The organism is Qipengyuania intermedia, from assembly GCF_019711615.1.
Taxonomy (GTDB): Bacteria; Pseudomonadota; Alphaproteobacteria; order Sphingomonadales; family Sphingomonadaceae; genus Qipengyuania; species Qipengyuania intermedia.
Genome location: NZ_JAIGNS010000002.1, coordinates 567,994 through 592,145, shown reverse-complemented (window position 1 = coordinate 592,145; position 24,152 = coordinate 567,994). Strand labels below are relative to the sequence as shown.

The window sequence follows — 24,152 nt, the reverse complement described above, 5'->3', positions numbered from 1 at the left end:
TAGCGAGCGAGACCGCTAAGGGAAAGCGAAGTTATGACGCTCGTACTCGGCATCGAAAGTTCCTGCGACGAAACCGCAGCCGCGCTGGTCGATGGCGAACGGCGGATTATCGCCCAGCGGATCGCCTCGCAGGACGAGGAACACGCGCCCTTCGGCGGGGTGGTACCGGAGATCGCCGCGCGCGCCCATGCAGAGCGGCTGGCCCCCATGATCGAGGGCGTGCTTGCCGATGCAGGCGTTACGCTGGCGGATTGCGATGCGATCGCCGCCACGGCAGGTCCAGGCCTCATCGGCGGGGTGATGGTCGGCCTCGTCAGCGCGAAGGCTTTGGCCATGGCGAGCGACACACCGCTGATCGCGATAAACCATTTGGAAGGTCACGCGCTGAGCCCGCGCCTGGCTGATGCAGAACTGGCATTTCCCTATGCCCTGCTCCTCGTTTCCGGCGGCCATTGCCAGATCCTACGCGTCGACGGGGTCGGCGAATACCGCCGCTTTGCGACCACCATCGACGATGCCTTGGGCGAGGCCTTCGACAAGACCGCAAAAATCCTGGGCCTCGGCTTCCCGGGCGGCCCGGCGGTCGAACGGCTCGCGAAAGAAGGCGATGAAAGCGCCGTCCCCCTGCCCCGTCCCATGGTCGGCAGCGGCGAGCCGCATTTCTCCTTCGCCGGGCTCAAGAGCGCGGTCATGCGCGCCCACCAGTCCGGCAAATATGCCGCAGCCGATATCGCAGCCAGCTTCCAGAAGGCTGCCGTCGACTGCGTGATCGACCGGCTATCCATCGCATTGGAGGCGATGGGCCGCACCGACACGCTGGTCGTTGCTGGCGGCGTGGCCGCCAATGCCACGGTGCGCGCGGCGCTGGAGGAACTGGCCGAGCGCCATTCGATGCGTTTTACCGCACCGCCGCCCAAGCTGTGCACCGATAATGCCGCGATGATCGCCTGGGCCGGTGTCGAAAGGCTCGCCATGCAAGACTTCAAGCCCGACCCGCTCGACATTGCGGCGCGCCCGCGCTGGCCGCTCGATCCGCAGGCAGAGCCGGTGCGCGGTGCAGGGGTGAAGGCATGAGCAGCGTAGGGGTTCTCGGAGCCGGTGCATGGGGCACGGCGCTGGCACAGATGCTGGCGAGCGATGGCCGCGCGGTGAAGATCTGGGCGCGCGAGGAAGAACTGGTCGACGAGATCAATTCCGCGCACACCAATTCGATCTACCTGCCCAGCGCCAGCCTGAGCGCGCACATTACCGCCACCAGCGATCTTGCGGAAATGGCCACGCTTGATGCGCTGCTGGTCGTCACGCCAGCCCAGCACATGGGCTCCGTTCTGGCCGCCATGCCATCCCATCCGGCCGACCTGGTTCTGTGTTCCAAGGGTATCGAGGCTGGCAGCGGCAGGTTGATGAACCACGTTGCGAAGGAAACGGCCCCGAACAGCGCGATCGCTGTCCTTTCCGGCCCCACTTTCGCGCATGAGGTCGCCGCAGGCTTGCCGACCGCCGTGACGCTCGCGTGCGGCGGCGGAGCAGAGCAGTGGGACCGCCTGTCCCCGCTCATCGCACGGACTGCCTTCCGGCCCTATTATTCCGACGATGTCGTGGGCGCCGAGATCGGCGGGGCGGTGAAGAACGTGCTCGCGATCGCCTGCGGCGTAGTGGACGGCCTCGGCTTGGGCCAGAACGCGCGCGCGGCATTGATTGCCCGCGGCTATGCCGAAATGCTGCGCTTCGGGGAAGCGCTCGGGGCGCGGGCCGAAACGCTCGCCGGACTGTGCGGGCTTGGCGATCTCGTTCTTACTTGCTCCTCCACTTCCAGCCGCAATTTCTCGCTCGGCAATGCGCTGGGCGAAGGGGAGAGCGCCGATGCCCTGATGAGCGACAGGCGCACCGTGGCGGAAGGCGCGCACACCGCGCCAGTGCTCGTCGAACTTGCCGCGCGCCAAGGCGTCGCCATGCCGATCGTGACGGCTGTCTACGACCTCCTCAAGGGAGACGAGCCGAAGTCCGTCGTCGAAGGCATCCTCGCGCGGCCCCTCAAGGCCGAACAGGGCGATGCGGGATGACTGCCGCTGCCAATGACGAAGACCTGACCGCCATCGCCAAGGGCGGGCGGCAGAACTTCATCGGTTTCCTGCTTCGCTTGCTGGCGCGCCTGCCGTTCCTGTTCATCGCGGGCCGCCTCTACGGCCCCGAGGCGCTGGGACGCTTTGCCTCCGCCCTCGTCGTGGTCGAATTGGTCGCACTGATGTGTTCGATGGGCGAAAAGCGCGGGCTCGCACAGCGGCTGGCCGATGGCGAAGAGGGGACGCATCCTGCAAACCTCGTCTACGACGGCATGCTGCTGGCAATCGTCTTTTCTGCGCTGGCAGCTGCATTCTTCTGGCTGGTTCCCGCGCCTCTTTTCCCGAGCGGCGAATTCACGGAACTTGACCGGCTGATCGTGCTGGCCATTCCCGGCTACGCCCTGACAGAGATCGTGCTGGCGGCGCAGGCTTACAAATACGATATTGCGACCACCGTGCGCGCTAGGGCGGTGGTCGAGCCGTGGACGATCTCGATCATGGCGGGCGTGTTCTATTTTGTGCCTGCCCTGTCGGATTCCGGCCTCTCGCTCGCCTATCTGGTGTCGATCTACGCGGGCCTGTTCACCGGCCTTTACGCCTTCTTCCGCAGCTACGGACCGCCGAAACACTGGCGTCCGGAACTGGGCTATATGCGCAAGGTGACGGCCCGGGCACTGCCGCTGGCGACGGCCGATGCCATCGAGTGGGGAACGCGCCGCCTCGACATCTTCATCCTCGGCCTTTTCGCAGCGCCCGCCGCGGTCGGCGTTTACTACATCGCCCAGCAGGTCGCGAGCCTGCCGCAAAAGCTCAAGACCAGTTTCGAACCGATCCTCGGGCCGGTGATTACCAAGAACCTGAAGACCAAGAACTACGCCGCGATCGCCAAGCAGGTCTGTCAGGTCGGCTTCTGGATCATCGCGGCGCAGGCCGGGATCGCACTGGCGCTGGGCGTACCCGGCGAAGCCGTGATGGGCCTGGTGGGTCCCGAATTCGTCGGCGGCACAGGCGCGCTGGCGTTCCTGCTTGCGGCAGAGGTCGTGGCGGCAACCGCAGTCGTGTCCGAAGCCGTGCTGATCTACGTCGCTCGTGGTCGCAACCTCGCGATTTCGGTCGGGACCATCGCGTTCCAGGCGGCGCTCACCATCACACTTATCATGCTCGTCGAAAGCCTAGGCTATGGCGAGCCGTACAAGGCCGCCGCAGCTGCGCTCGCCCTGATGATCGCGCTGGGTGTGGCAAGCCTGGTGAAGGCTCTGCTGCTTACCCGCATCCTCGGCCATCCGATCAACAATTGGCGCTGGGCACTGCTCTACGCGGTCGCCCCGGCGGTCCTCGTCGGCTGGCTGGCGACACAGCTTCCCGAGTGGGCAGAACTCGCCTTTGGCGTGCCGGCGATCCTGCTTACTTACGGTTTTGTGATCTGGAAACGCGGCTTCGGTCCTGAAGATCGGGTTCTGTTTAAGCGAAATAAGGCAGAAACGCCCGAATAGGGCCGCCCCTTCCTCACTTCTTAAAACCTCAATAATATCAGTGAATTATAATTCGCGAACCGCCCTTCGCGTTGCTGATACTTCACGCCCCGATTGACCCTTGCCCTACTTTTGCCACATTCTTGCCTTGTTGATGCCGTAATTTATGTAATAACATCACACTGGGAGAGCGAATCGTGGAGAGGACAAAAATGGACAACACAACACGCATAGCTGGAGGCTCGCTTGCCTTCGTTTCGACTGCCGCCCTGATCATGGCCCTCGCCGGATGCGAAGGGGTCAAGGATGGCAGCGAAAAGCACGAACGCCTGACGACAGTCGATATCGAGGAATCCGCCGATGCCTCGGTCATGTACGAAAGCGCGGAGATGGCCATGGCCCCTCCCCCACCGGTTTCGGTAGCCGCGCCCTGGATCGGCGATCACGGCATGGTGATCCCGCCGGAAGACCGCGAACGTTACGCGGGAGAGGAAGTCTCGCCGATCAGGGTCACCGCCAGTGAGCCGGTTTCGACCTTCTCGGTCGATGTCGACACCGGTGCTTATGCCAATGCGCGCCGGTTCCTGACAATGGGCCAGCTGCCTCCGCAGGACGCCGTGCGGACCGAGGAGATGATCAACTACTTCCGCTATGACTATGCCGCGCCCGCAGATCGCAGCAAGCCGTTCTCGGTCACGCTGAGCACGGCGGCGAGCCCCTGGAACGAGGAGGCCAAGCTGGTCCGCGTGGGCCTGCGCGGATACGACCTGCCGCGTAGCGAACGCCCGGCGGCGAACCTCGTGTTCCTCGTCGATGTATCGGGTTCGATGGACAGCCCGGACAAGCTGCCGCTGGTCAAGCGCGCACTGTCCGGCCTCGCTTCGGAAATGAGCCGCGACGACAAGGTATCAATCGTCGTCTATGCCGGCTCCACCGGTGTCGTGCTGGAGCCGACCAGCAATCCTGCCAAGGTGCGCGCGGCGCTTGCCCGGCTGGGTGCGGGTGGCTCCACTGCCGGCGCGGCCGGGTTGGACCTCGCCTATTCCATGGCGGAGCAGGGCTTCATTGAGGGCGGCGTCAACCGCGTGATCCTCGCCACCGACGGCGATTTCAACGTCGGCATGTCGGACACCGATGCCCTGATCGACAAGATTGAAAAGAAGCGCAACAGCGGCATTACTCTGACCACGCTCGGCTTCGGGACGGGCAATTACAACGAAGCCATGATGGAGCAGATCGCCAACCACGGTAATGGCAATTACGCCTATATCGACAGCGCGCTCGAAGCGAAAAAGGTGCTGCGCGACGAAATGAGTTCGACCCTCTTCACAATCGCCAAGGACGTGAAGATACAGGTCGAATTCAATCCCGCCGTGGTCAGCCAGTACCGCCTGATCGGATATGAAAACCGCGCGCTCCGGGAAGAGGATTTTGCCAACGACCGGGTAGATGCAGGCGATATCGGCGCCGGTCACCAGGTGACGGCACTTTACGAGGTCATCCCGACGGGCGCGAAGGGCTGGATCGGGGAGCGCCGCTATGCAGGCAATCGCGGCAAGGCCAAGGCGGGCGATGCGAACGAGGCTGCCTTCGTCCAGCTGCGGTACAAATTGCCCGGCGGCTCTAAATCGAAACTGCTGCAATATCGCCTTCCGGCCGAACGGCTGGCCACGCAGCGCCTGCCGCAGGGCGATTTCGCCTTTGCCGCGGCCGTGGCTGCCTATGGCCAGAAATTGCGCGGCGACGAGCTTCTCGCCGAATATTCCTGGGACGACGTGGTACGCCTTGCCGGGCGCCAGCGCGATTTCTGGCGGCAGGAATTCGTCGAACTCGCCCGAACGGCCGAAGCGCAGATGTAAGTCTGCGCATAGCGCGCGCCGTGGGCCTTGCACCCCTGCGGCGCGCGGCTAGAAGGCGGGGACCATGAATGCCCGCCCCGCCCTTGCCATCTCTCTCGGTGCCGCCCTCGTCGTGGCCCTCGGCTACGTCGGCAGCCAGCCCGGCGCAGAAGCGCTGGCGCAGCGCCTCGACGAGCGGGCGAAGGCCGCGATTGCCGAGGCCGGATACGAGCCGGTCACCGCTCGCTTCGAAACCAGCGAAGGCGCACCGATCCGCCACCCCATGCTTTCGGGCGGCGAGAACCTCGATGAAGGAACGCGGGATCGCGCCGCCAAGCTGGTGGCCGCACTGCCGGGCGTCGGCGGCATCAGCTGGGAAGACGGCTGGGCCAACGCATCGGCCGGGGACCTCGATTTCGAGCCGCTGCATTGCGAGGACGATGTCGAGACCCTGCTGCGCACGCGCTCCATCCGCTTCGAGGAAGGTAGCGCCGCATTGCTCGACACCAGCAATATCCTGATCGGCGAAGTGGCCGACGCGCTGCGCCCGTGCCTTGGCTCGATCATCGCTATCATCGGCCATACCGACCGCAGCGGAAGCGAAGAAACGAACCTTGCGCTCAGCCAGGATCGCGCCCGCGCGGTGCGGGAAGCCCTCGTGCGCCGCGGCATTCCGCGCGACGGGTTGCGCGCCCGCGGGGTCGGGTCTGCCGAACCGGTCGAGGGGCTGGAGGCCGACGATCCCGCCAATCGCCGCATCGAATTTTCCGTCATCCGGATCGAGCCGGTGACCCCCACCCCTGTCGACACGCCGGGACCACGCTGATGCCGATCTGGCTGGAAACCACCGCCCTGATGCTGGCTGCCTACGGGCTCGGCCTCGCTATCGGATGGCTGGCCTGGGGCCGCGCGCCCGAGCCATCCGTCACTGAAGAAAGCCAAGAGGAAACGTCATGAGCGAATTGGTCGCCGAACAATGGCCGCTGATACTGGTCGCCCTGCTGATCGGTATCGTCGTTGCCTTCTATCTCTTCCGCTCGACCCGGCGCACCCGCGTGACCGGCGCGAAAAGCGACGTGCTGGACGAAGGCGCGGACAAGGCCCATCGCAACGCCGCGCTGATCGATAGCGCGCCTGCCGCAGCGAAGGATCCTGCCGTTCCGACAACTCCGTCCGTGGCAAAAGCTACCGGCGGAGACGATCTCACCCGGATCAAGGGCGTGGGACCCAAGCTTGCCGCCACGCTAGGTGACCTGGGCGTGACCCGTTTCGACCAGATCGCTGCATGGGACGATGCCGAAATCGAGCGCGTGGACGCCCAGCTGGGGCGCTTCCAGGGCCGCATCCGCCGCGACGACTGGGTCGGCCAGGCGGCTCTCCTGGCAGGCGGCGATACCGAGGCGTTCAAGCAGAAGTACGGCTCCACCGTCTAAGCGCGGGAACCTTTTCTCCTACGCGCGTTGACTCCACTGGGTCAGCGCGCGTGAGGAGAGCAGGATGGGACAGCAGCAACCACTGCGCATACTCGTGGCCGAGGATGAACTGATCATCGGCTACGATCTGTGCGACACCGTTTCGGAAGCAGGATATCTGGTCGAAGGTCCCTTCGACGACCTATCCTCTGCCATGCTGGCCTATCAGAAGAACAAGCCCGACATCGCCATCCTCGACGTTCAGCTGGGTGACTGCATCGTCTATCCGCTGGCCGAACAGATGATGGCGGAAGACGTGCAGGTCATCTTCCATTCCGGACAGATCACGCCGGCACAGGTCGCCGAACGCTTTCCGAAAGCCACTGCGCTGTCCAAGCCCTGCCCGCCGGCAGAGGTGATCCACTCGGTTCAGCAGGCCGCCGCACACCACTGATCCTGCCCGACGGAACGAAGGGGCCGCTCCCGCCATTGCCTTGAATAAGAACAAAGCAATTACAGGAGACCCCCAATGTCGCTTCCCTCAATGATCGCAGCCCATCCGCAAGTTCAGGACGAGACCGAAGAGCTCGTCCTCGCCGCGCGTCACGCCATGCTGTGCTCGCTTTTCTGCACCTCTTGCGCCGATGCCTGCGTGGCAGAAGAAATGGACATGGCGCAGTGCATCCGGAACTGCCTCGACTGTGCCGATGTCTGCGCCGCCACCGCGCGCCTCGCCGTCCGTCGCACTGCCCAGAACATCGATGTCCTTCGCGCCCAGATGGAAGCCTGCATCAAGGCGTGCGAGACCTGCGCCGAAGAATGTTCGCAGCATGACAATCCGCATTGCCAGCTCTGCGCCAAGATGTGCCGCGAATGTGCCGAGGACTGCCGCAAGGCGTTGCCCCACGTAAATTGAGGCTTTCCGCCCGAAAACGTGGTAATCTGGCGCGGTAATGCCGAAGCTGCGCACCTTTCTCGCGCTCGACAGCGCCGACCGCCTCGCTACGTTCGAGGCCATGGCCGCGCTACTGTATGCCAAGGCATTGGTGGCCGGCGTGGCCTCGGGGCGGTGGCACGAACGCTTCGCTTCTGTGGGCGCGCCGCGTACCAACGCTCCGCAAGGGGCCGAGCTGGAAGTCACGAGGCGCATCCGCTTTGCCATCGCGCGGGCGCTGCGCAACGTGCCCGGTTCACCCACCTGCCTGCCCCAGGCGCTTGCCGCGCGCAGCATGTTGCAGCGTCGCGGGATCGAGGCCGACCTGTTCATTGGAACGCGCCTGGACGGCGATCGGGAAAACCGGTTCCACGCCTGGCTGAAAGTGGGCGACGAGTGGGTGACGGGCCTATGCGACGAGACGGAATACGCCCTGTTCACCGGACAGGGCGGGGAAGTCGCCTGACACCCCCTTGCGCCGCACAGCGCATGGTGCCATCGGCAATCACGTAACAGAGGAGACTATATGGCCGGCATGGTGCCTTTCGCCTGGGACGATCCCTTCAATCTCGAAGACCAGCTGACCGAGGAAGAACGGATGATCCGCGATGCCGCGCACGGTTTCGCGCAAAGCGAGCTGCAACCGCGCGTCACCGACGCCTATCGCGAAGAGCTCGATGCGCCCGAACTCTTCCCGCTGATGGGACAGGCCGGTCTGCTTGGCGCCACCGTACCCGAAGAATATGGCGGCGCCGGTGCCAGCTATGTTGCCTACGGCCTGATCGCCCGCGAGATCGAACGCGTCGATAGCGGTTACCGCTCCATGGCCTCGGTCCAGTCCAGCCTCGTGATGTACCCGATCCATGCCTATGGTTCGGAAGAGCAGAAGAAGAAGTATTTGCCCGGCCTTGCCAGCGGTGAACTGATCGGCTGCTTCGGCCTGACCGAACCCGACGCGGGCTCCGATCCGGGCGGCATGAAAACCGTCGCGAAGAAGGATGGCGACGGCTACAAGATTTCCGGTTCCAAGACCTGGATTTCCAACGCTCCCTTCGCCGACGTCTTCGTCGTCTGGGCGAAGAGCGAGGCGCATGGCGGCGGCATCCGCGGCTTTGTCCTGGAAAAGGGGATGGAAGGTCTTTCCGCTCCCAAGATCGAGGGCAAGCTGTCGCTGCGCGCATCGACCACCGGCATGATCGTCATGGACGAGGTGAAGGTCGGCGCCGATGCGCTGCTGCCCGAGGTCCAAGGTCTCAAGGGTCCCTTTGGATGCCTCAACCGTGCGCGTTACGGCATTAGCTGGGGCGCGATGGGTGCTGCGGAATTCTGCCTCCACGCCGCGCGCCAGTACGGCCTCGACCGCCAGCAATTCGGCGTGCCGCTCGCCTCCAAGCAGCTCTACCAACTCAAGCTCGCCGACATGATGAGCGAGATTGCGCTCGGCCTGCAGGGATCGCTGCGTGTCGGCCGCCTGATGGACGAAGGCAAGTTCGCGCCAGACATGATCTCGATCGTGAAGCGCAACAATGTCGGCAAGGCGCTCGATATCGCCCGCAAGTCGCGCGACATGCACGGCGGCAACGGCATTTCGGAAGAATATCAGGTCATCCGCCACATGGTGAACCTTGAAACGGTCAACACCTACGAAGGCACGCATGACGTCCACGCGCTGATCCTCGGCCGCGCGATCACGGGAATCGCCGCTTTCTGATGTGCTTTCCTACTTTCCGGAACGCGGGCATCAGGCGCTCATGAACTGCTCGGAACCCGTCCTGTGCCCCGGTTTTCACGGGGTTGGCGGGTCCGGCGAATATTTCGCCTGGACCGTGTTCCACGTGTTCCACTCTGTAGGAGACGCCGCATGATGAAGCTGCACGGTTACTACCGCTCCTCGACCAGCTACCGCCTGCGCATCGCGCTGGAGCTGAAGGGGCTGGACTATGAGTACGTCCCGGTGAACCTGCTCACCTCTGAGCAGAAGGGCGAGGCCTTCACCAGCCGTAACCCTTTCGGCTCGGTGCCGCTGCTGGAAGCCGACGGCAAGGACCGGGTCCAATCGATGGCGCAGCTGGAATGGCTAGACGAAGCCTATCCCGAACAGCCTCTGCTGCCTTCCGATATTGAGGACCGCTACGTGGCGCGCGAACTCGCCTACGCCATCGCGACAGAGTTGCATGCGCCGCTGAACCTTCCGGTGCTCAAGTACCTCGCCAACGAATACGGCAAGTCGCAGGACGAAATCGGCGTATGGTATCGCCACTGGCTCGCGCGCACGCTCGACCCGCTCGAAGCGCGGCTCGCGCAATTGGACACGGGCGACTTCCTGTTCGACGCGCCCGGCTTCTTCGAAGTCTGCCTGCTGCCGCAGGTCTACAACGCGCAGCGGTTCGGCTTCGATTTCAGCGACAAGCCCCGCATCACCCGGATCGAACAGGCCTGCCTAGCCCTGCCCGCCTTCCAGCGCGCCCATCCGGACAACCAGATAGATAACCCTGAGAGGAAATGACCCCATGAAGCTCGCCACACTCAAGGACGGAACCCGCGACGGCAAGCTGGTGGTCGTGTCGAAAGACCTCACCCGCTACTGCGCCGCCGACAACATCGCGCCCACCATGCAGGCCGCGCTCGACAATTGGGACGAGATCGCGCCGAAGCTGAACGCGCTTTACACCGATGTCGAGCACCAGACCGTGCCGTGCGAACGCTTCCACGAGCGCGAGGCGCATTCGCCGCTGCCGCGTGCCTACCAGTGGGCCGACGGCTCGGCCTATATCAACCACGTCGAATTGGTGCGTAAGGCCCGCGGTGCGGAAGTGCCGGAGAGCTTCTACCACGATCCGCTGATGTACCAGGGCGGCAGCGACAAGTTCCTCGCCCCGCGCGACGACATCCCGCTCAAGGACACCAAGTGGGGTTGCGATATGGAAGGCGAAATCGCGGTCATCACCGACGACGTGCCGATGGGCGTCTCGAGCGAAGAGGCGGCGGACCACATCAAGCTGGTCATGCTGGTGAACGATGTGTCGCTGCGCGGCCTGATCCCGGGCGAACTGGCAAAGGGCTTTGGCTTCTTCCAGTCCAAGCCTGCCAGCGCCTTCTCGCCGGTCGCCGTCACTCCCGACGAGCTTGGCGATGCGTGGAAGGGCAGCGTCATCCACCTGCCGCTGGTGGTCGATTACAACGGCGAACCCTTCGGCCGCGCCAATGCTGGCGTCGATGCAACCTTCAGCCTCGCGGACCTGGTGGCCCATGCCGCCAAGACGCGTGAGCTTGGGGCGGGCACGATCATCGGTTCGGGCACGGTCTCCAACCAGGGGCCCGATGGCGATCCGGGCAAGCCCGTTTCCGAAGGCGGCCTCGGCTATAGCTGCATCGCGGAAATCCGCATGATCGAAACTATTGCCGATGGTGAGGCCAAGACGCGCTTCATGGCGCCCGGCGATACCGTCCGCGTGGAAATGAAAGACGCGGAAGGCCACTCGATCTTCGGCGCTATCGAACAGAAGGTCGTCGAGGCCTGAGCAACCCCTCCCCCCTCGCGGGCAAGCGGGTCGGCCTGCTGTCCTCGTGGGTCTCCCGCCGCAATGGCGGCGTGTTCGAAGCCGTTGTCGCGCAGGCAGATATGCTGCGCAGCCGTGGCGCCGTGCCCGTCGTACTGGGTGTCGAAGACGAGGCCGCAGCACAGGACGCTTGGCGTCTGGAAGGTGTCGAGCGGCATCTGGCCCCGCCCCGCGGGCCCGCCACGCTTGCCTATGCGCCCGGACTACGGGGTTTGCTCGGCGCAGCGAAGCTAGACCTGCTCCACCTCCACGGCATCTGGCAATACCCGGTCAAGGCAGCTGGCGACTGGGCGCGGCGAACGGGCAAACTGCTGGTGGTGAGCCCCCACGGCATGCTCGATCCGTGGATCACCTCGCGCAACGCCTGGAAAAAGCATCTCGCTCGGTTGCTGTGGGAAGACGCCGCCCTGAACCAGGCATCGCTGTTCCATGCCCTTACGCAGAGCGAAGCGGCGGATATCGAACGGCAGCAACCCGCTACCCCGCGCGTAGTGATCCCGAACGCCGCTCCGGATGCAGCTGCGGCACCCCTCTCCCCTCGGGGGCCGGTTGCACTGTATCTTGGCAGGATCCACGAAAAGAAGAACCTCGGGGCCCTGATCGCAGGATGGCTGGAGGCCCACGACCGCCTCCCTGCCGATGCCTCGCTCATCATTGCCGGCTGGGGTGACGAGGACGGTATCGCCGCGCTGGAACAGGCTTTGCCTCAGGCGAATGCGGCGGGGGTCGAGTTCGTCGGAACGGCATTCGGTTCGCAAAAGGCTGCCCTCTTCGACCTTGCGCGTTTCCTCGTCCTGCCCTCGCATAGCGAAGGCTTGCCAATGGCGATACTCGAGGGCTGGTCGGCGGGCGTCCCGTCCCTGATGAGTGCCAATTGCAACCTGCCCGAGGGTTTCACCACCGGAGCTGCGCTGGACTGCGGAACCTCGACCGAAAGCATCGCGTCCACCCTGGTTGAAGGCTTTGCGTTGGCCGGAGATGATTGGAAAGCCATGAGCCGGGCCGCACAAGACCTGGCTTGCGGGGTCTTTTCGCGCGAAGCAGTGGCTTCGCGCTGGGAGGACGCATACGCCGGGTTGCTCTAGTCGGGTTGTCCGACCGCTTCCAGCCGCACATTGTCGATCGCGACGGAGCCTGCCCCGGGCCGCAGCCAGATACCGAAGACCTGGTTGTCGCAGTCTGGTGCACGCAGCAATTGACCGCGCCCCAAAGCCCCGCCGCCCTGGCCGGGCCTGATAGGATCGCCGCAGTCGAGCGAGGCGAGAAGGGCATCGGAACTCTCACCGGAAACGCTTGCAAAGGCGCGATATTCTCCGCCCGCGAGGGCTACAGGTTGGGACAGGACGAGCCGGGTCACGCTCGTCCGATTGCTCAACTCGACCCTTTGATTGTCAACGCCGGCAGTCATGATGCGCACATCGCCGGAGCGATGGCGGCGCCAGCCGAACAGCGCATCCTTCCCCAGCCGCTCGAAGCCGGGATCGATCAGCAGCTGGTTGCTGTCCGGATTGGTGCAATGCGCCGCCTGGAGTGCCTGCGCATCCGCCCGCAGATTTCGATCGGCAAGCGCCCTTACCAGCGGCTCCACACGCGTGCATCCCAGGCCGATCCGGTCCGCCCGTGCGGTTAGAAACCGCGCTCTTTCGCGCAGGATGGCCTGGCGCTGGCCCTCGGCGCGAAGATAGGCATCGCTCCACACTGTTTCGTCCGCCAGCCGCCGGGCAAGCTCCGCTCTCCCGTCCTCGCTCGCTTCCATCATGGAAAACAGGACATCGAGCTCCCTGGCTGCAGGTTGCGCGCGCAATAGGGCGTCGAAATGCAGCGCGGCTTCCCGCACCTCGCCGCGCTCTATCGCATGCGCGGCCAGCGCAGCCCGGCTCAAGGGCTCGCGCGGGCTCAGCCGGGAGGCGGTTTGCATCGCCCGCTCCCCAAGCTCCGGCAGCCCCGCCCGATATGCTGCCGCGCCGAGAAACGCGGGGCCTCGTGCATCGAGGGGATCGGCAAGGATCGCGCGACTTGCAGCGACCTGTGCACGCCCCGCATCGCGCTCGAGCAAATATAGCGATGCGGCAACACGGTCGGCATCGACGCGGAACGGACCGGGGATCAGGCGCTCGTCATTGGGTTGGTGCGCCGTGATCCGGTCGAACCCGGAGAAAAAGGCGACCACGGCGAAGATCGCAGCGCCCACCGTCACGAGCCAGCTGGCTCGCCGCCCGCTCATGACGAAACGGGACTCTTCTTATCGGAATAGGCGTAATAATCGTAACCATAATAGGCCGAGTAGCGGTTGCCTGACCTTGAAGGATCGAACTTTGCAAGCGCGGCGCCAAGGATTGTCGGCTCCATCGACCGCAGCCTGCGCAGTGCCGCCTTGAGCGAACCGCTCCGGCCCCGCTCCGCCTCCACGACGAAGATCGTGCCATCGGCGATCGCAGCCAGCATAGGTGCATCGGCAAGACCGAGGACGGGAGGGCTATCGACTATAACCACCCCATATTGCTGTCCGAACATCTCGAGCAGTTGCGCCATACGGGGCGAGGAAAGAAGCTCGGTCGGACTTGGCGGCAAGGGCCCGGCAGGTAGCACGTCGAACTCGGCCTCGCCCAAGGAGACGCGCGTTGCCGCATCGCGCGGCTCGTCTCGCGAGATGAGGAGGTCGGTCAGGCCCCTTTCGCTGCTGATACCGGCGATCTTGTGCAGGGTCGGCCGGCGCAAATCGGCATCGATGAGCAGGGGCGAAACACCGATCCGTGCAAGCCCCGCCGCGATGGCGAAACTGGTCGTGCTCTTGCCTTCGGCCGCTTGCGCGCTCGTCACGACGATGATTTTCGGCAGACCGGTCGGGGTCGAATAGAGCAGCGCACCGCGCATCGAATTATACGCTTCGGAGATCGCCGACTTGGGCTCTGCAAGTTCTTCCAGGGGCGTTCCGTCTTCCGTGCGCGGCACCACTCCGAGCAGTGACAGGCCAAGCTTTTCCTCGACGTCTTCCGGAGTGTGGATCACATCGTCGAGCTGGTCGCGAAGGAAGATCGCGATACCTGCCAGCGCGAGTCCGAGCAGCAGTCCGATCGCAAGGTTGCGCGGAAGGCTGGGCGAGGACGGCATATCGGGAGCCTGCGCCCGATCGATGATCGTGATGTTGCTGGATGCAATACCCGCAGAGGCGTTCAATTCGCGATACCGCTGCAGCAGGCCCTCATAGATCGAGCGCGCCGTATCGGCTTCGCGTGCAAGCACATTGTAGCGCACGGACTGATCCTGCTCGGCCAGCGTGTCCCCCCGCGCCTGGTTGACCTGGCTGTCCAGACGGTTTTCGGCCGCCTGTGCTGCGAGATATTCGGCCCGAACCGATTGACGGACCTCGTTAGCGGTGCGGTTGAGCTGCCCGTTCACCGCTGCAAGGTCGCCTTCGATGCGCGCGGCGGCGGGATGGCCGGGAAGATAGCGGTCGCGTGCGGCGTCCAGTTCGCTCTCGAGCTGTGCGCGGCGGGTCATCAAGGCCTGAACCGTTGGATTGGCGAGGACGATCTGCGATGACAGCAGGGGCGAATTTCGGACCGCATCCCAGCGGGATTCAGCGGCGATACGTGCCTCGCGCGCGCGGATTGCAGCCTGGTTGTATTGCAGCAGGCTGGAAGAAGTCACTGTGCCCGCAGCCAGGTCCGCGCCGCCCGTGGCGATGGCATCCCGCGTGCGGATAAGCCCTGTCTGGCGGGCGTAATCGTTCAATGCGGCTTCCGATTCCTCGAGCGAGGCCCGCGCCTCGTCGAGCTGTTCGGCCACGAAATTGCGGGCGTAGGAAGAGCTGTCGAAACGGCGCTGGAGATTCTGCTGGATGAACTCTTCGGCAAAGGCATTCGCGATGCGCGCCGCGACTTCGGGGTCCGTGCTCGAAAATTCGACCATGGCGATGCGGGTCGTACGGCGTAGCTCGACCTCGGTATTGCCCTGCAGGAGCGCGACCGCCAGCTTGCGCTTTTCCGCCTCGCTCACAGCGCCGGTCTGGGCAGGCACTTCCATCGCGGCGAAGAAACGCTCGTCATTAGCGAGATCGAGCGCGTCGGCCACACGCTCGGCCAGCGCCCTGCTGCGCAGCACGTCGAGCTGGGTATTGAGGAAGCGGTCGATATCCCAATCCGAGGGAGGGGCGATCTGCGGGTCGAGATCGGCGCCCAGGACCTCGTCGCTCTGGTCGTTGATCTGCAGGCTGGCAGCGGCGGAGTATCGCGGCGTGTCGAGCATGGTCACGATCACGGAAAGCGCCACGGCGGCACCGACGATCGCGATCGCCATCCAGAAATAGCGCCGGATCGCACCGATAGCGTTGCGGATCGCTGCGCTTACGGCGTTCTCGCCCGCGGCAGCATAGGCCGCTGCATACCGGTCCCGCTCGCCGATCAGGGGGGGAAGTGTCTGGTCCGTCATCCGATCGGCCTGAAGATGCCGAAGACCGGGACCGCGCGCAGCACGTCCTGCCAAGCGCCGCGAACGCTGGAGTAGCCAACGACCACCACATCGCCCGGGACCAGGGCGACATCGGGCATGCGCCCGCCGCGGATAGCCCTCAGGTCGAAGCGCCCCGCAGTGCGTTCGCCGCCCACCGTGCGGAAAATCATCACTTCGTCGAGTTTCGCCGTATCCGTCGGGCTGCGCGCCAGTGCGAGCGCAGACAGCAATGTCTGCCCTTCGGCATAAGAAAACACGCCGGGCTGTTCGACTTCGCCTTCGACCGCGATGGTGCGATCGCGGGCTTCGAGCACAGCAACGGACACGCGTGGATCGCGCAGGTAATTCGTGGCGTAAGCGGCCTCGATTGCGGCACCGAGTTCGCTGGCGCTGCGGCCGACGGCCCGTACGTCGCCGATCAGGGGAAGCGTTACGACACCGGCATTGTCCACGGCAATGCGTTCGACCGACAGATCGGCTTCCCCGAAGACCGCGACCGAAAGGACATCGCCAGGTGCAAGCGTATACCGTTGCGGCAAGGCGGTTTGCGGGTCGATGACGACCGCGTCATATCCCGCCTGGCCTTCAGGGACGACCGGATCGAGCGGCGTCTGGCAAGCGGCTGCAGCCAGGGAGGCGGCCAGCATCGCAGATCGCGCCAAGAGTTGTGAGAGGGTCCGACCCGTCATCTGTCCCCGTCCGCTTCCCGTCTGTCCTCACGCGTCTGGCGTGTCGGAGTGAGCAATCCCGCTGCCACCGCGGCAAGGCAGGCGATTGCCATGTTGCGAAGGGGATAATCGACGAGCGAATGCAGCGCAATGACGGCCAGCGTTCCCATGGCAAAGATCTGTGGAGCACGGTCCCAGGGGGCGTGGGTCCACGCTGCCCTGCCGGACCGGAGGAGCAGATAGCTCCCGCCCGCGAGTACCAACGGGGCCGCAATTCCTGCCTCGAGCAGAAATTCGAGGTAATCGTTGTGAGCCCGGTTGATGAAGGCTGCCGATATGCTCTCGAAACTCTGGTGGGGAGCAAAAGCTATGGGAAAACTACCGATACCGCTGCCTATGGGGAAAAATGCCTCGATCGCGGACAGCGTATCGCGCCAAAGCGTCAAGCGGGCATCGCCCGCGACGTCGAAACGCGATGCGACGGCCGCCAGGCGAGGATTGCCGGCGAGGATAACCGGCAATGCCAGCAGCAGGATGACGAAAAACGAGGCCGCGCGACCAACGAATTTGAGTGTGCGTCCCTCGGCGATGGGCCTCAGTATCGCCGCGTTCAATGCGAGGACCGGCAGTATCAGCAAGACACCCATCCGAGAGCCGGTCAGGACGGCCGCGACCAGCAATACGGCCTGCCCCGCAACAAGCACGGGGATCCGCCGCCGCAGGACCGCAGGAGGCATGGCTTTCGATGCGAAATACGCGCTCATCGCCAGCGAACCGATCAACAGCACATCGACTGCGGCATTCCGGTTGGCTTGGAACCCGGTCAGCCAGCCGCGATGGCTCATTTCGTAAAGCTGGAACGCACCATTGCCGCTCGCCAGCTGGAGGGCACCCAACAACGCTCCGGCAAGCGCCAATCCGGCTATGACAAGGACCAGAAGGCTGCGATCGCGCGAGGGCAATTTCGCGGTCGCCCACATGATGGCGACCGCCGGGACCAGCGCCAGCAAGCCGGCGAGCGTCCTCGAGGGACTGACGCTTATAGGCTGCCAGGTGCCCGCCCCGTCGACGAGGGAAAGCGAGGCAATTTCCAGTTCGCGGCCTGGGAGGGCCTGCCATAGGCCCGGTGGCAGCGGGATCAATTGCAGGAGTGGTACGAAGAGGAGCAGCCCGCCAAACCACAGCAGCTCTCGCGGAACGGGCAGCAAGGCTTCGTCGTTTTTCGCAGGTGCCCACCAGACCCAGCCGACAAGTGCTGCGACAAAGCCCAGTTGCACGATGATTTCGGCCTTGGGGCTCGGCGAGCCTCCGCCACCGAAGATCATGGCTACCGCCAGAATAGCCGCCACCAGCAAGCCGTATCGCGATATCGGTCTGGCGTTTCTTCTGCGCAAGCGTCCGCTCCCCGTCAGGCTTGGTACCGGCCTAGCCCGAGCGGGGAGGGGAAGGAACTACATCGAACGGGCAATCACCATCTTCATGACTTCGTTCGAGCCGCCGAAAATGCGGGTGATACGACTGTCGCGGTACATGCGTGCGATCGGGTAGTCGTTGATGTAGCCGGCACCGCCATGGAATTGCAGGCACTTGTCGACCACTTCGCCTTGCAGTTCGGTGACCCAGTACTTGGCCATGCAGGCCGTATCGACGCTGAGTTCACGCTTGAGGTGCTTTGCAATGCAATCGTTGACGAAGACCCGCGCCGCGGTCGCCCGTGCCTTAAGGTCGGCCATGACGAACTGCGTATTCTGGAAATCCCAGATGGTCTGGCCGAAGGCCTTGCGCGATTTGACGAATTCCATCGTCGTCTCGAGCGCTTTCTCGATTCCCGTCATGGCGCCCATGGCGATGATCAGGCGCTCCTGCGGCAATTCGCCCATGAGCTGGTAGAAGCCCTTGCCCTCTTCACCGCCAAGCACGTTTTCGGCCGGGACGAAGACATCGTCGAAGAACAGCTCCGACGTATCCGCCGCGTCCATACCGATCTTGTCCAGCTTCTTGCCGCGCTGGAACCCTTCGGCACCTTCCGTCTCGAGCAGCATGAGCGAAATGCCCTTGGCGCGCTCGTTCGGGTCGGTCTTGGCGACAACGATGATGAAATCGGCTGTCTGACCGTTCGAGATATAGGTCTTGGCGCCGTTGATGCGGTAGCCGTTGCCGTCCTTCAGTGCCGTGGTGGTGATGCTTTGCAGGTCGGAGCCGACGCCCGGTTCCGTCATCGCAATCGCGCTCACCAGCTCGCCGGTGACGAGCTTGGGCAGGTACTTCTTCTTCTGCTCTTCGGTGCCGTGGCGCACGAGGTAAGGCAGGATGACGGTGTTGTGCAGGCTGGCAGCGAAGCCTTCGACGCCGTGCTTCGCCTGCTGGTCGATGACCACCATCTCGTGCCGGAAATCGCCGCCGTGGCCGCCATATTCCTCCGGCACAGATACGCCGAGAAGGCCCGCCTCACCCGCTTCACGCCAGAAATCGCGTTCGACCTGGCCTTCTTCGCGCCACTTGAGGATGCGTTTCTCGGGGGCATGCTGCTGGTAGAACTTTCCGACGGCGTCGGCGAAGATCGAGATCTCCTCGTCTTCCATGAATTCTGGCTGCGGTACGTCGATGACGGGCATTTGCGGTGTTCCTCTCGATTATCCTCTTGTCGGTATGGGGCGCTTATTTGCCCTTCCAGTTCGGCTTGCGCTTTTCGGCAAAGGCGGCCGCGCCCTCGCGCGCATCTTCGGACACGAACACAGGGCCGATGAGCTGGGCCTGCCTGTCATAGCGTTCGTCCATCGCCCAACCGCGCGATTCCTTCATGATCTGCTTCGACACGCGAACCGCCAGCGGTCCGTTTTCCGCGATCTTGGCAGCGAGTTCCTTCGCCCCGTCGAGGGCCGAGCCATCGGTCACGCGGTTGATGAGACCAAGCTCGTAAGCCCGTTCCGAGCCGATGAAGTCACCGGTCAGCGCCAGCTCCATGGCCACGCGTTCGGGGATCTGGTCGGGCAGCATCATCACGCCGCCTGCCGCCGCCACGAGGCCGCGCTTCGCTTCGGGGATGCCGAATTTCGCATCCTTATGTGCAACGACCAGGTCGCAGGCGATCATCAATTCGAGACCGCCGGCCAGTGCATAGCCCTCGACTGCGGCGATCAGCGGCTTCTTCGGCGGAGCCTGGACGACCCCACCGAAACCCCGACCTTCGATGCTGGGCGACTCGCCGCGCAGGAAGCCCTTGAGGTCCATACCCGAACAGAAGGTGCCGCCCGCTCCGGTTAGGATCCCGACGCGCAGGTCGTCTTCCGCATCGAGCCGATCCATCGCTGCGGCAATCCCCTCGGCCGCGGCCTTGGTCATCGCATTCTTCGCTTCGGGCCGGTTGATCGTGACGATCAGGACACCGTTGTCGACTTCGGTCAGGACTTCTTCCGACATGCTCGCTCTCTCCATTGCAAATAGAAACTGTTCTTGCGCCCTTGCTGCGGGAGGTTTACGCAAACGTCAACCGGCAAAAGCCGCAAGATTCGACAAGACGAGAGAGGAACACGCCATGTCCGAAGCCTATATCATCGATGCCGTCCGTACCCCGCGCGGGATCGGCAAGCCGGGCAAGGGCGCGCTGGCGGCGATGCATCCGCAGCACCTCGCCGCGACCTGTCTCAAGGCGATCAAGGACCGCAACGATCTCGACACCGCGACTGTCGACGATGTCATCTGGTCGGTCAGCACGCAGGACGGAATGCAGGCGGGCGACCTCGGCCGCATGGCTGCGCTCGATGCAGGCTATGACATCACCTCGTCCGGCACGACGCTTGACCGGTTCTGCGGCGGCGGCATCACCAGCGTCGCCCTCGCCGCAGCTCAAGTGATGAGCGGCATGGAAGATTGCGTGGTGGCAGGCGGCACCGAAATGATGAGCCTGACGGCCGCCATGTCGAAGGAAAAGATGGCCGCCGGAATGCGCCCGCCGATGATGGGCAGCTATAACGAGCGCCTGATGCGCAAGCACCCGCAGAGCCATCAGGGCGTGTGCGGCGATGCCATCGCAACCATGGAAGGCTTCACCCGCGAAGAGCTGGACGAGGTCGGCTATCGCAGCCAGCAGCGCGCCGCCGCAGCGATCGAAGAAGGCCGCTTCGACAAATCGGTCGTGCCGGTGCTGGACGATGACGGCAACGTGGTGCTCGACAAGGAAGAGTATCCCCGTCCGCAGACGACCAAGGAAGGCCTTGCCGAACTGGAACCGGCCTTCGCCAAGATCGCCAACGTCCCGCTCGACAAGAACGGAACCACGTTTGCCGGTCTCGTGAATGCCAAATATCCCGACCTCGAAATCAAGCACTTCCATCATGCAGGCAACAGCTCGGGCGTGGTCGACGGTGCTGCAGCCGTTCTGGTCACGAGCAAGGAATATGCGCAGAAACATGGCCTGAAGCCGCGCGCGCGCATCGTCGCGACTGCCAACATGGGCGACGATCCGACGCTGATGCTGAACGCCCCGGTGCCGGCCGCGAAGAAAGTCCTCGAAAAGGCAGGCCTGACCAAGGACGACATCGACCTTTACGAGATCAACGAGGCTTTCGCTGTCGTCGCTGCCAAGTTCGTGCGCGACCTCGACCTCGACTGGGACAAGGTCAATGTGAACGGCGGCTCGATCGCATTGGGTCACCCCATCGGCGCCACCGGATCCATCCTGATCGGCACCATGGTCGACGAGCTGGAACGCCAGGACAAGCGTTACGGCCTCGTCACCATGTGCGCGGCAGGCGGCATGGCTCCGGCAATCGTGATCGAGCGGGTCGACGATTTCGTCGATTGATCGCGTCGCTTATTTCAGCGGCAAGATCTTCGAAATCACGTAATCCGCGGCTTCCTCGGGGCTCATCGCCACGGTGTTGACGCGGATTTCGGGCTCTTCCGGTTCCTCGTACGGACTGTCGATGCCGGTGAAGTTCTTGAGCTTGCCCTCACGCGCCTTCTTGTAAAGGCCCTTCACGTCGCGTGCCTCCGCCACTTCGAGCGGGGTGTCGACGTGTATCTCGATGAACTCGCCCTCGCCCATCATGTCGCGCACCAGCTGTCGATCCGCACGGAATGGCGAGATGAATGCGGTCAGCACGATGAGGCCCGCATCGGTCATCAGCTTCGCCACTTCGCCGATGCGGCGGATATTCTCGATCCGGTCGCTTTCGGTAAAGCCGAGGTCCTTGTTGAGACCGTGGCGAACGTTGTCGCCGTCGAGCAGGAAGGTGTGGCGGTTCATCAGCGCCAGCTTCTTCTCGACCTCGTTGGCGATGGTCGATTTGCCCGAGCCGGACAGGCCGGTGAACCACAGCACGCGGGGTTGCTGGTTCTTCATCGCGGCGTGATCGTCACGCGTAATGTCGGTCGCCTGCCAGTGCACGTTCTGTGCGCGGCGCAGGCTGAAGTGCAGCATGCCCGCACCGACCGTGCGATTGGTGATCTTGTCGATCAGGATGAAGCCGCCGAGCGCGCGGTTGTCGGCATAGGCCTCGAACACGATCTGCTTGTCGGTGGTGATCTCGCTCACGCCGATCGAATTGAGTTCGAGCGTCTTGGCAGCAAGATGCTGCATCGTGTTGACGTTGATCTCGTATTTCGGCTCGGCAACGGTCACGCTGACCGTCTGCGTGCCGATCTTCATCCAGTACGCACGGCCGACGACGAGCGGATCCTCGTCCATCCAGACGATCGTGCTTTCGAACTGGTCGGCCACTTCGGGTGGGTTGTCCGCAGCGGCCAGCACATCCCCGCGCGAGCAGTCGATTTCATCTTCGAGCGTGATCGTGACCGACTGGCCCGCAATCCCTTGTGTGAGATCGCCGTCCATCGTCACGACCGATTTGACCGTGCTGGTCTTGCCCGAAGGTAGCGATCGCACCTGGTCGCCCGGCTTGACGCTGCCAGTCGATATCAGGCCGGAGAACCCGCGAAAATCGAGGTTCGGACGGTTGACCCACTGCACCGGCATACGGAATGGCTTGTCGAGGTTCGCATCGGAACGGACCTCCACCGCTTCAAGGTGCTCCATCAGCGTGGGACCATCGTACCAAGCCGTATTGTCCGACTTCGTGGTGATGTTGTCGCCCGCAAGGCCCGAAATCGGAATCGCAGTGAAGCTCTCGATGCCGATGCTCTTTGCGAACTCTTCGTAGTCGGCGATGATCGCGTCGTACTTTTCCTGATCATAGCCGATCAGGTCCATCTTGTTGACGGCGAGGACGAGGTTCTTGATGCCGAGCTGGTGGCACAGGAAGCTGTGGCGCTTGGTCTGGACCAGCACGCCCTTGCGCGCATCGATGAGAATGCAGGCGAGATCGGCGGTCGATGCACCGGTGACCATGTTGCGCGTGTACTGCTCGTGGCCCGGGCAGTCGGCGACGATGAACTTGCGGCTCTCGGTCGCGAAAAAGCGATAGGCGACGTCGATAGTGATGCCCTGCTCGCGCTCTGCTGCAAGACCATCGACCAGCAGCGCGAAATCGATATCCTGGCCCTGCGTCCCGACGCGCTTGCTATCGCTTTCCAGCGCCGCAAGCTGGTCTTCGAAGATCATCTTGGAATCGTAGAGCAGGCGCCCGATCAGGGTCGACTTGCCATCGTCCACGCTGCCGCAGGTGATGAAGCGCAGCATCGTCTTGTGCTGGTGCTTGTCGAGATAGGCCTCGATATCTTCGGCGATCAGCGCGTCGGTCTTGTAGGTATCGGAAGACATCAGAAATAGCCCTCCTGCTTCTTCTTCTCCATCGACGCGTCACCTGAATCCTTGTCGATCACCCGGCCCTGCCGTTCCGACGTGGTCGTCAGCAGCATCTCCTGGATGATTTCGGGCAGTGTCGCAGCCTCGCTTTCGACCGCACCGGTCAGCGGGAAGCAGCCCAGCGTGCGAAAGCGGATCGAGCGCTCGGTGATTTCGGGGCGCTTGCCCATGACGCGTTCCAGCCGCTCGATATCGTCGGCCATGAACAGGCCGCCTTCGTATTCGAAGGTCGGGCGCTTGGCGGAATAGTAGAGCGGCACGATCTCGATATTCTCGAGATGGATATACTGCCAGATGTCGAGCTCGGTCCAGTTGGAGAGGGGGAAGACGCGGATGCTCTCGCCCTTCTTCTTGCGGGCGTTGTAGAGATTCCAGAGCTCGGGGCGCTGGCTCTTCGGGTCCCAGCCGTGAGTGGCCGTGCGGAACGAGAATATCCGCTCCTTCGCGCGGCTCTTTTCCTCGTCGCGGCGTGCCCCGCCGAAGGCCGCATCGAAGCCGTATTTGTCGAGCGCCTGCTTCAGCCCCTGCGTCTTCCACATGTCGGTGTGGAGCGGGCCGTGGTCGAAGGGATTGATTCCCATCTCCTCGGCCTCGGGATTGCGGTGCACCAGCAGTTCCATGCCCGCGTCCTGCGCGCTGCGTTCGCGCAGTTCGTACATGTCCTTAAACTTCCATGTCGTATCGACGTGAAGCAGCGGGAACGGCGGCGGCGACGGGTAGAAAGCCTTCTTCGCAAGGTGCAGCATCACCGCGCTGTCCTTGCCGATCGAATAAAGCATGACGGGCTTGTCCGCCTCGGCCACCACTTCGCGCATGATATGGATGCTTTCGGCTTCAAGCCGCTGCAAATGGGTGAGGGACATTAAGGTCTCTTGTCGCGTATGGGTCTAACGTGCCGGGGGAGCCGTCAATCTGGGGCACGCAATACCCATCGGCAAGCAGCGAAAGGTCGCCCGCCGGAAAGCAGAATTTGCAGAGCCTGTTCGA

The 24,152-nt window shown here is 63.7% G+C and carries 23 protein-coding genes; 15 read left to right on the top strand and 8 right to left on the bottom strand.

Annotation, left to right across the window (positions count from 1 at the left end; translation table 11 throughout):
• Window positions 1-33: 33 nt before the first annotated feature.
• The 14 genes from tsaD (at window position 34) to K3179_RS09085 (ending at window position 12,364) form a co-directional block, all read left to right on the top strand.
• Window positions 34-1,074, top strand: a complete 1,041-nt coding sequence (tsaD, locus tag K3179_RS09145) for a tRNA (adenosine(37)-N6)-threonylcarbamoyltransferase complex transferase subunit TsaD (protein WP_221564251.1) — start codon at window positions 34-36, stop codon at window positions 1,072-1,074.
• Window positions 1,071-2,063 (top strand): NAD(P)H-dependent glycerol-3-phosphate dehydrogenase, encoded by a 993-nt coding sequence (locus K3179_RS09140; protein WP_221564248.1) that lies wholly within the window; start codon window positions 1,071-1,073, stop codon window positions 2,061-2,063. The genes tsaD and K3179_RS09140 overlap by 4 nt, the downstream gene beginning before the upstream one ends.
• On the top strand, window positions 2,060-3,556 hold the full coding sequence (locus tag K3179_RS09135) for a lipopolysaccharide biosynthesis protein (RefSeq protein WP_221564245.1): 1,497 nt from the start codon (window positions 2,060-2,062) through the stop codon (window positions 3,554-3,556). Before K3179_RS09140 ends, K3179_RS09135 begins: the two co-directional genes overlap by 4 nt.
• A 191-nt stretch (window positions 3,557-3,747) precedes the next feature.
• Window positions 3,748-5,394, top strand: a complete 1,647-nt coding sequence (locus K3179_RS09130) for a vWA domain-containing protein (protein WP_221564243.1) — start codon at window positions 3,748-3,750, stop codon at window positions 5,392-5,394.
• A gap of 64 nt (window positions 5,395-5,458) precedes the next feature.
• Window positions 5,459-6,199 (top strand): OmpA family protein, encoded by a 741-nt coding sequence (locus tag K3179_RS09125; RefSeq protein WP_221564241.1) that lies wholly within the window; start codon window positions 5,459-5,461, stop codon window positions 6,197-6,199.
• Complete coding sequence (locus tag K3179_RS13535) at window positions 6,199-6,330, top strand: hypothetical protein (RefSeq protein ID WP_282098718.1); 132 nt, start codon at window positions 6,199-6,201, stop codon at window positions 6,328-6,330. The genes K3179_RS09125 and K3179_RS13535 overlap by 1 nt, the downstream gene beginning before the upstream one ends.
• Window positions 6,327-6,806 (top strand): hypothetical protein, encoded by a 480-nt coding sequence (locus K3179_RS09120; protein ID WP_221564238.1) that lies wholly within the window; start codon window positions 6,327-6,329, stop codon window positions 6,804-6,806. The genes K3179_RS13535 and K3179_RS09120 overlap by 4 nt, the downstream gene beginning before the upstream one ends.
• Window positions 6,807-6,870: 64 nt before the next feature.
• A complete protein-coding gene (locus K3179_RS09115) occupies window positions 6,871-7,239 on the top strand; it encodes a response regulator (protein ID WP_247712919.1) in 369 nt (122 codons plus the stop codon).
• 75 nt (window positions 7,240-7,314) lie between these two features.
• Window positions 7,315-7,701 (top strand): four-helix bundle copper-binding protein, encoded by a 387-nt coding sequence (locus K3179_RS09110; RefSeq protein ID WP_221564236.1) that lies wholly within the window; start codon window positions 7,315-7,317, stop codon window positions 7,699-7,701.
• A gap of 37 nt (window positions 7,702-7,738) precedes the next feature.
• Window positions 7,739-8,185 (top strand): lasso peptide biosynthesis B2 protein, encoded by a 447-nt coding sequence (locus tag K3179_RS09105; RefSeq protein ID WP_221564233.1) that lies wholly within the window; start codon window positions 7,739-7,741, stop codon window positions 8,183-8,185.
• Window positions 8,186-8,254: 69 nt separating this feature from the next.
• Window positions 8,255-9,430, top strand: a complete 1,176-nt coding sequence (locus K3179_RS09100; protein ID WP_160596435.1) for an acyl-CoA dehydrogenase — start codon at window positions 8,255-8,257, stop codon at window positions 9,428-9,430.
• A gap of 153 nt (window positions 9,431-9,583) precedes the next feature.
• Window positions 9,584-10,225, top strand: coding sequence for a maleylacetoacetate isomerase (gene maiA / locus K3179_RS09095; protein WP_221565504.1), 642 nt, complete (start codon window positions 9,584-9,586; stop codon window positions 10,223-10,225).
• 4 nt (window positions 10,226-10,229) lie between these two features.
• Window positions 10,230-11,240 (top strand): fumarylacetoacetate hydrolase family protein, encoded by a 1,011-nt coding sequence (locus K3179_RS09090; protein WP_221564230.1) that lies wholly within the window; start codon window positions 10,230-10,232, stop codon window positions 11,238-11,240.
• 71 nt (window positions 11,241-11,311) lie between these two features.
• A complete protein-coding gene (locus K3179_RS09085; RefSeq protein WP_345722535.1) occupies window positions 11,312-12,364 on the top strand; it encodes a glycosyltransferase in 1,053 nt (350 codons plus the stop codon).
• Here K3179_RS09085 and K3179_RS09080 read toward each other — a convergent pair.
• From K3179_RS09080 to K3179_RS09055, 6 genes are all read right to left on the bottom strand, one after another.
• Entirely contained in the window at window positions 12,361-13,503 is a 1,143-nt protein-coding gene (locus K3179_RS09080) for a tetratricopeptide repeat protein (RefSeq protein WP_221564224.1), read from the bottom strand. The two genes, K3179_RS09085 and K3179_RS09080, sit on opposite strands and share 4 nt — an antisense overlap.
• A complete protein-coding gene (locus tag K3179_RS09075) occupies window positions 13,500-15,710 on the bottom strand; it encodes a GumC family protein (RefSeq protein ID WP_221564221.1) in 2,211 nt (736 codons plus the stop codon). Before K3179_RS09075 ends, K3179_RS09080 begins: the two co-directional genes overlap by 4 nt.
• Window positions 15,707-16,378, bottom strand: coding sequence for a polysaccharide biosynthesis/export family protein (locus K3179_RS09070; RefSeq protein ID WP_221564218.1), 672 nt, complete (start codon window positions 16,376-16,378; stop codon window positions 15,707-15,709). Before K3179_RS09070 ends, K3179_RS09075 begins: the two co-directional genes overlap by 4 nt.
• A 38-nt stretch (window positions 16,379-16,416) precedes the next feature.
• Window positions 16,417-17,748 (bottom strand): O-antigen ligase family protein, encoded by a 1,332-nt coding sequence (locus K3179_RS13595; protein ID WP_221564216.1) that lies wholly within the window; start codon window positions 17,746-17,748, stop codon window positions 16,417-16,419.
• Between the two features lie 102 nt (window positions 17,749-17,850).
• Window positions 17,851-19,014, bottom strand: coding sequence for an acyl-CoA dehydrogenase family protein (locus K3179_RS09060; protein WP_221564213.1), 1,164 nt, complete (start codon window positions 19,012-19,014; stop codon window positions 17,851-17,853).
• Between the two features lie 43 nt (window positions 19,015-19,057).
• On the bottom strand, window positions 19,058-19,819 hold the full coding sequence (locus K3179_RS09055; RefSeq protein ID WP_221564210.1) for a crotonase/enoyl-CoA hydratase family protein: 762 nt from the start codon (window positions 19,817-19,819) through the stop codon (window positions 19,058-19,060).
• A gap of 115 nt (window positions 19,820-19,934) precedes the next feature.
• Here K3179_RS09055 and K3179_RS09050 point away from each other — a divergent pair, with 115 nt between their 5' ends.
• Complete coding sequence (locus tag K3179_RS09050; RefSeq protein WP_221564207.1) at window positions 19,935-21,203, top strand: acetyl-CoA C-acetyltransferase; 1,269 nt, start codon at window positions 19,935-19,937, stop codon at window positions 21,201-21,203.
• Window positions 21,204-21,212: 9 nt separating this feature from the next.
• On the opposite strand, the gene cysN is transcribed toward K3179_RS09050, so the two are convergent.
• Together cysN and cysD are read right to left on the bottom strand one after the other, a co-directional pair.
• Complete coding sequence (cysN, locus tag K3179_RS09045; protein WP_221564205.1) at window positions 21,213-23,120, bottom strand: sulfate adenylyltransferase subunit CysN; 1,908 nt, start codon at window positions 23,118-23,120, stop codon at window positions 21,213-21,215.
• The gene (gene cysD / locus K3179_RS09040) at window positions 23,120-24,028 is read right to left on the bottom strand and encodes a sulfate adenylyltransferase subunit CysD (RefSeq protein WP_221564203.1); all 909 of its coding nucleotides are present in this window, start codon (window positions 24,026-24,028) and stop codon (window positions 23,120-23,122) included. Before cysD ends, cysN begins: the two co-directional genes overlap by 1 nt.
• Window positions 24,029-24,152: the final 124 nt, after the last annotated feature.

Coding starts and splice junctions, on each gene's coding strand:
- tsaD (WP_221564251.1), top strand. CDS start 34: ATGACGCTCGTACTCGGCATCGAAAGTTCCTGCGACGAAACCGCAGCC.
- K3179_RS09140 (WP_221564248.1), top strand. CDS start 1,071: ATGAGCAGCGTAGGGGTTCTCGGAGCCGGTGCATGGGGCACGGCGCTG.
- K3179_RS09135 (WP_221564245.1), top strand. CDS start 2,060: ATGACTGCCGCTGCCAATGACGAAGACCTGACCGCCATCGCCAAGGGC.
- K3179_RS09130 (WP_221564243.1), top strand. CDS start 3,748: ATGGACAACACAACACGCATAGCTGGAGGCTCGCTTGCCTTCGTTTCG.
- K3179_RS09125 (WP_221564241.1), top strand. CDS start 5,459: ATGAATGCCCGCCCCGCCCTTGCCATCTCTCTCGGTGCCGCCCTCGTC.
- K3179_RS13535 (WP_282098718.1), top strand. CDS start 6,199: ATGCCGATCTGGCTGGAAACCACCGCCCTGATGCTGGCTGCCTACGGG.
- K3179_RS09120 (WP_221564238.1), top strand. CDS start 6,327: ATGAGCGAATTGGTCGCCGAACAATGGCCGCTGATACTGGTCGCCCTG.
- K3179_RS09115 (WP_247712919.1), top strand. CDS start 6,871: ATGGGACAGCAGCAACCACTGCGCATACTCGTGGCCGAGGATGAACTG.
- K3179_RS09110 (WP_221564236.1), top strand. CDS start 7,315: ATGTCGCTTCCCTCAATGATCGCAGCCCATCCGCAAGTTCAGGACGAG.
- K3179_RS09105 (WP_221564233.1), top strand. CDS start 7,739: ATGCCGAAGCTGCGCACCTTTCTCGCGCTCGACAGCGCCGACCGCCTC.
- K3179_RS09100 (WP_160596435.1), top strand. CDS start 8,255: ATGGTGCCTTTCGCCTGGGACGATCCCTTCAATCTCGAAGACCAGCTG.
- maiA (WP_221565504.1), top strand. CDS start 9,584: ATGAAGCTGCACGGTTACTACCGCTCCTCGACCAGCTACCGCCTGCGC.
- K3179_RS09090 (WP_221564230.1), top strand. CDS start 10,230: ATGAAGCTCGCCACACTCAAGGACGGAACCCGCGACGGCAAGCTGGTG.
- K3179_RS09080 (WP_221564224.1), bottom strand. CDS start 13,503: ATGAGCGGGCGGCGAGCCAGCTGGCTCGTGACGGTGGGCGCTGCGATC.
- K3179_RS09075 (WP_221564221.1), bottom strand. CDS start 15,710: ATGACGGACCAGACACTTCCCCCCCTGATCGGCGAGCGGGACCGGTAT.
- K3179_RS09070 (WP_221564218.1), bottom strand. CDS start 16,378: ATGCTGGCCGCCTCCCTGGCTGCAGCCGCTTGCCAGACGCCGCTCGAT.
- K3179_RS09060 (WP_221564213.1), bottom strand. CDS start 19,014: ATGCCCGTCATCGACGTACCGCAGCCAGAATTCATGGAAGACGAGGAG.
- K3179_RS09055 (WP_221564210.1), bottom strand. CDS start 19,819: ATGTCGGAAGAAGTCCTGACCGAAGTCGACAACGGTGTCCTGATCGTC.
- K3179_RS09050 (WP_221564207.1), top strand. CDS start 19,935: ATGTCCGAAGCCTATATCATCGATGCCGTCCGTACCCCGCGCGGGATC.
- cysN (WP_221564205.1), bottom strand. CDS start 23,120: ATGTCTTCCGATACCTACAAGACCGACGCGCTGATCGCCGAAGATATC.
- cysD (WP_221564203.1), bottom strand. CDS start 24,028: ATGTCCCTCACCCATTTGCAGCGGCTTGAAGCCGAAAGCATCCATATC.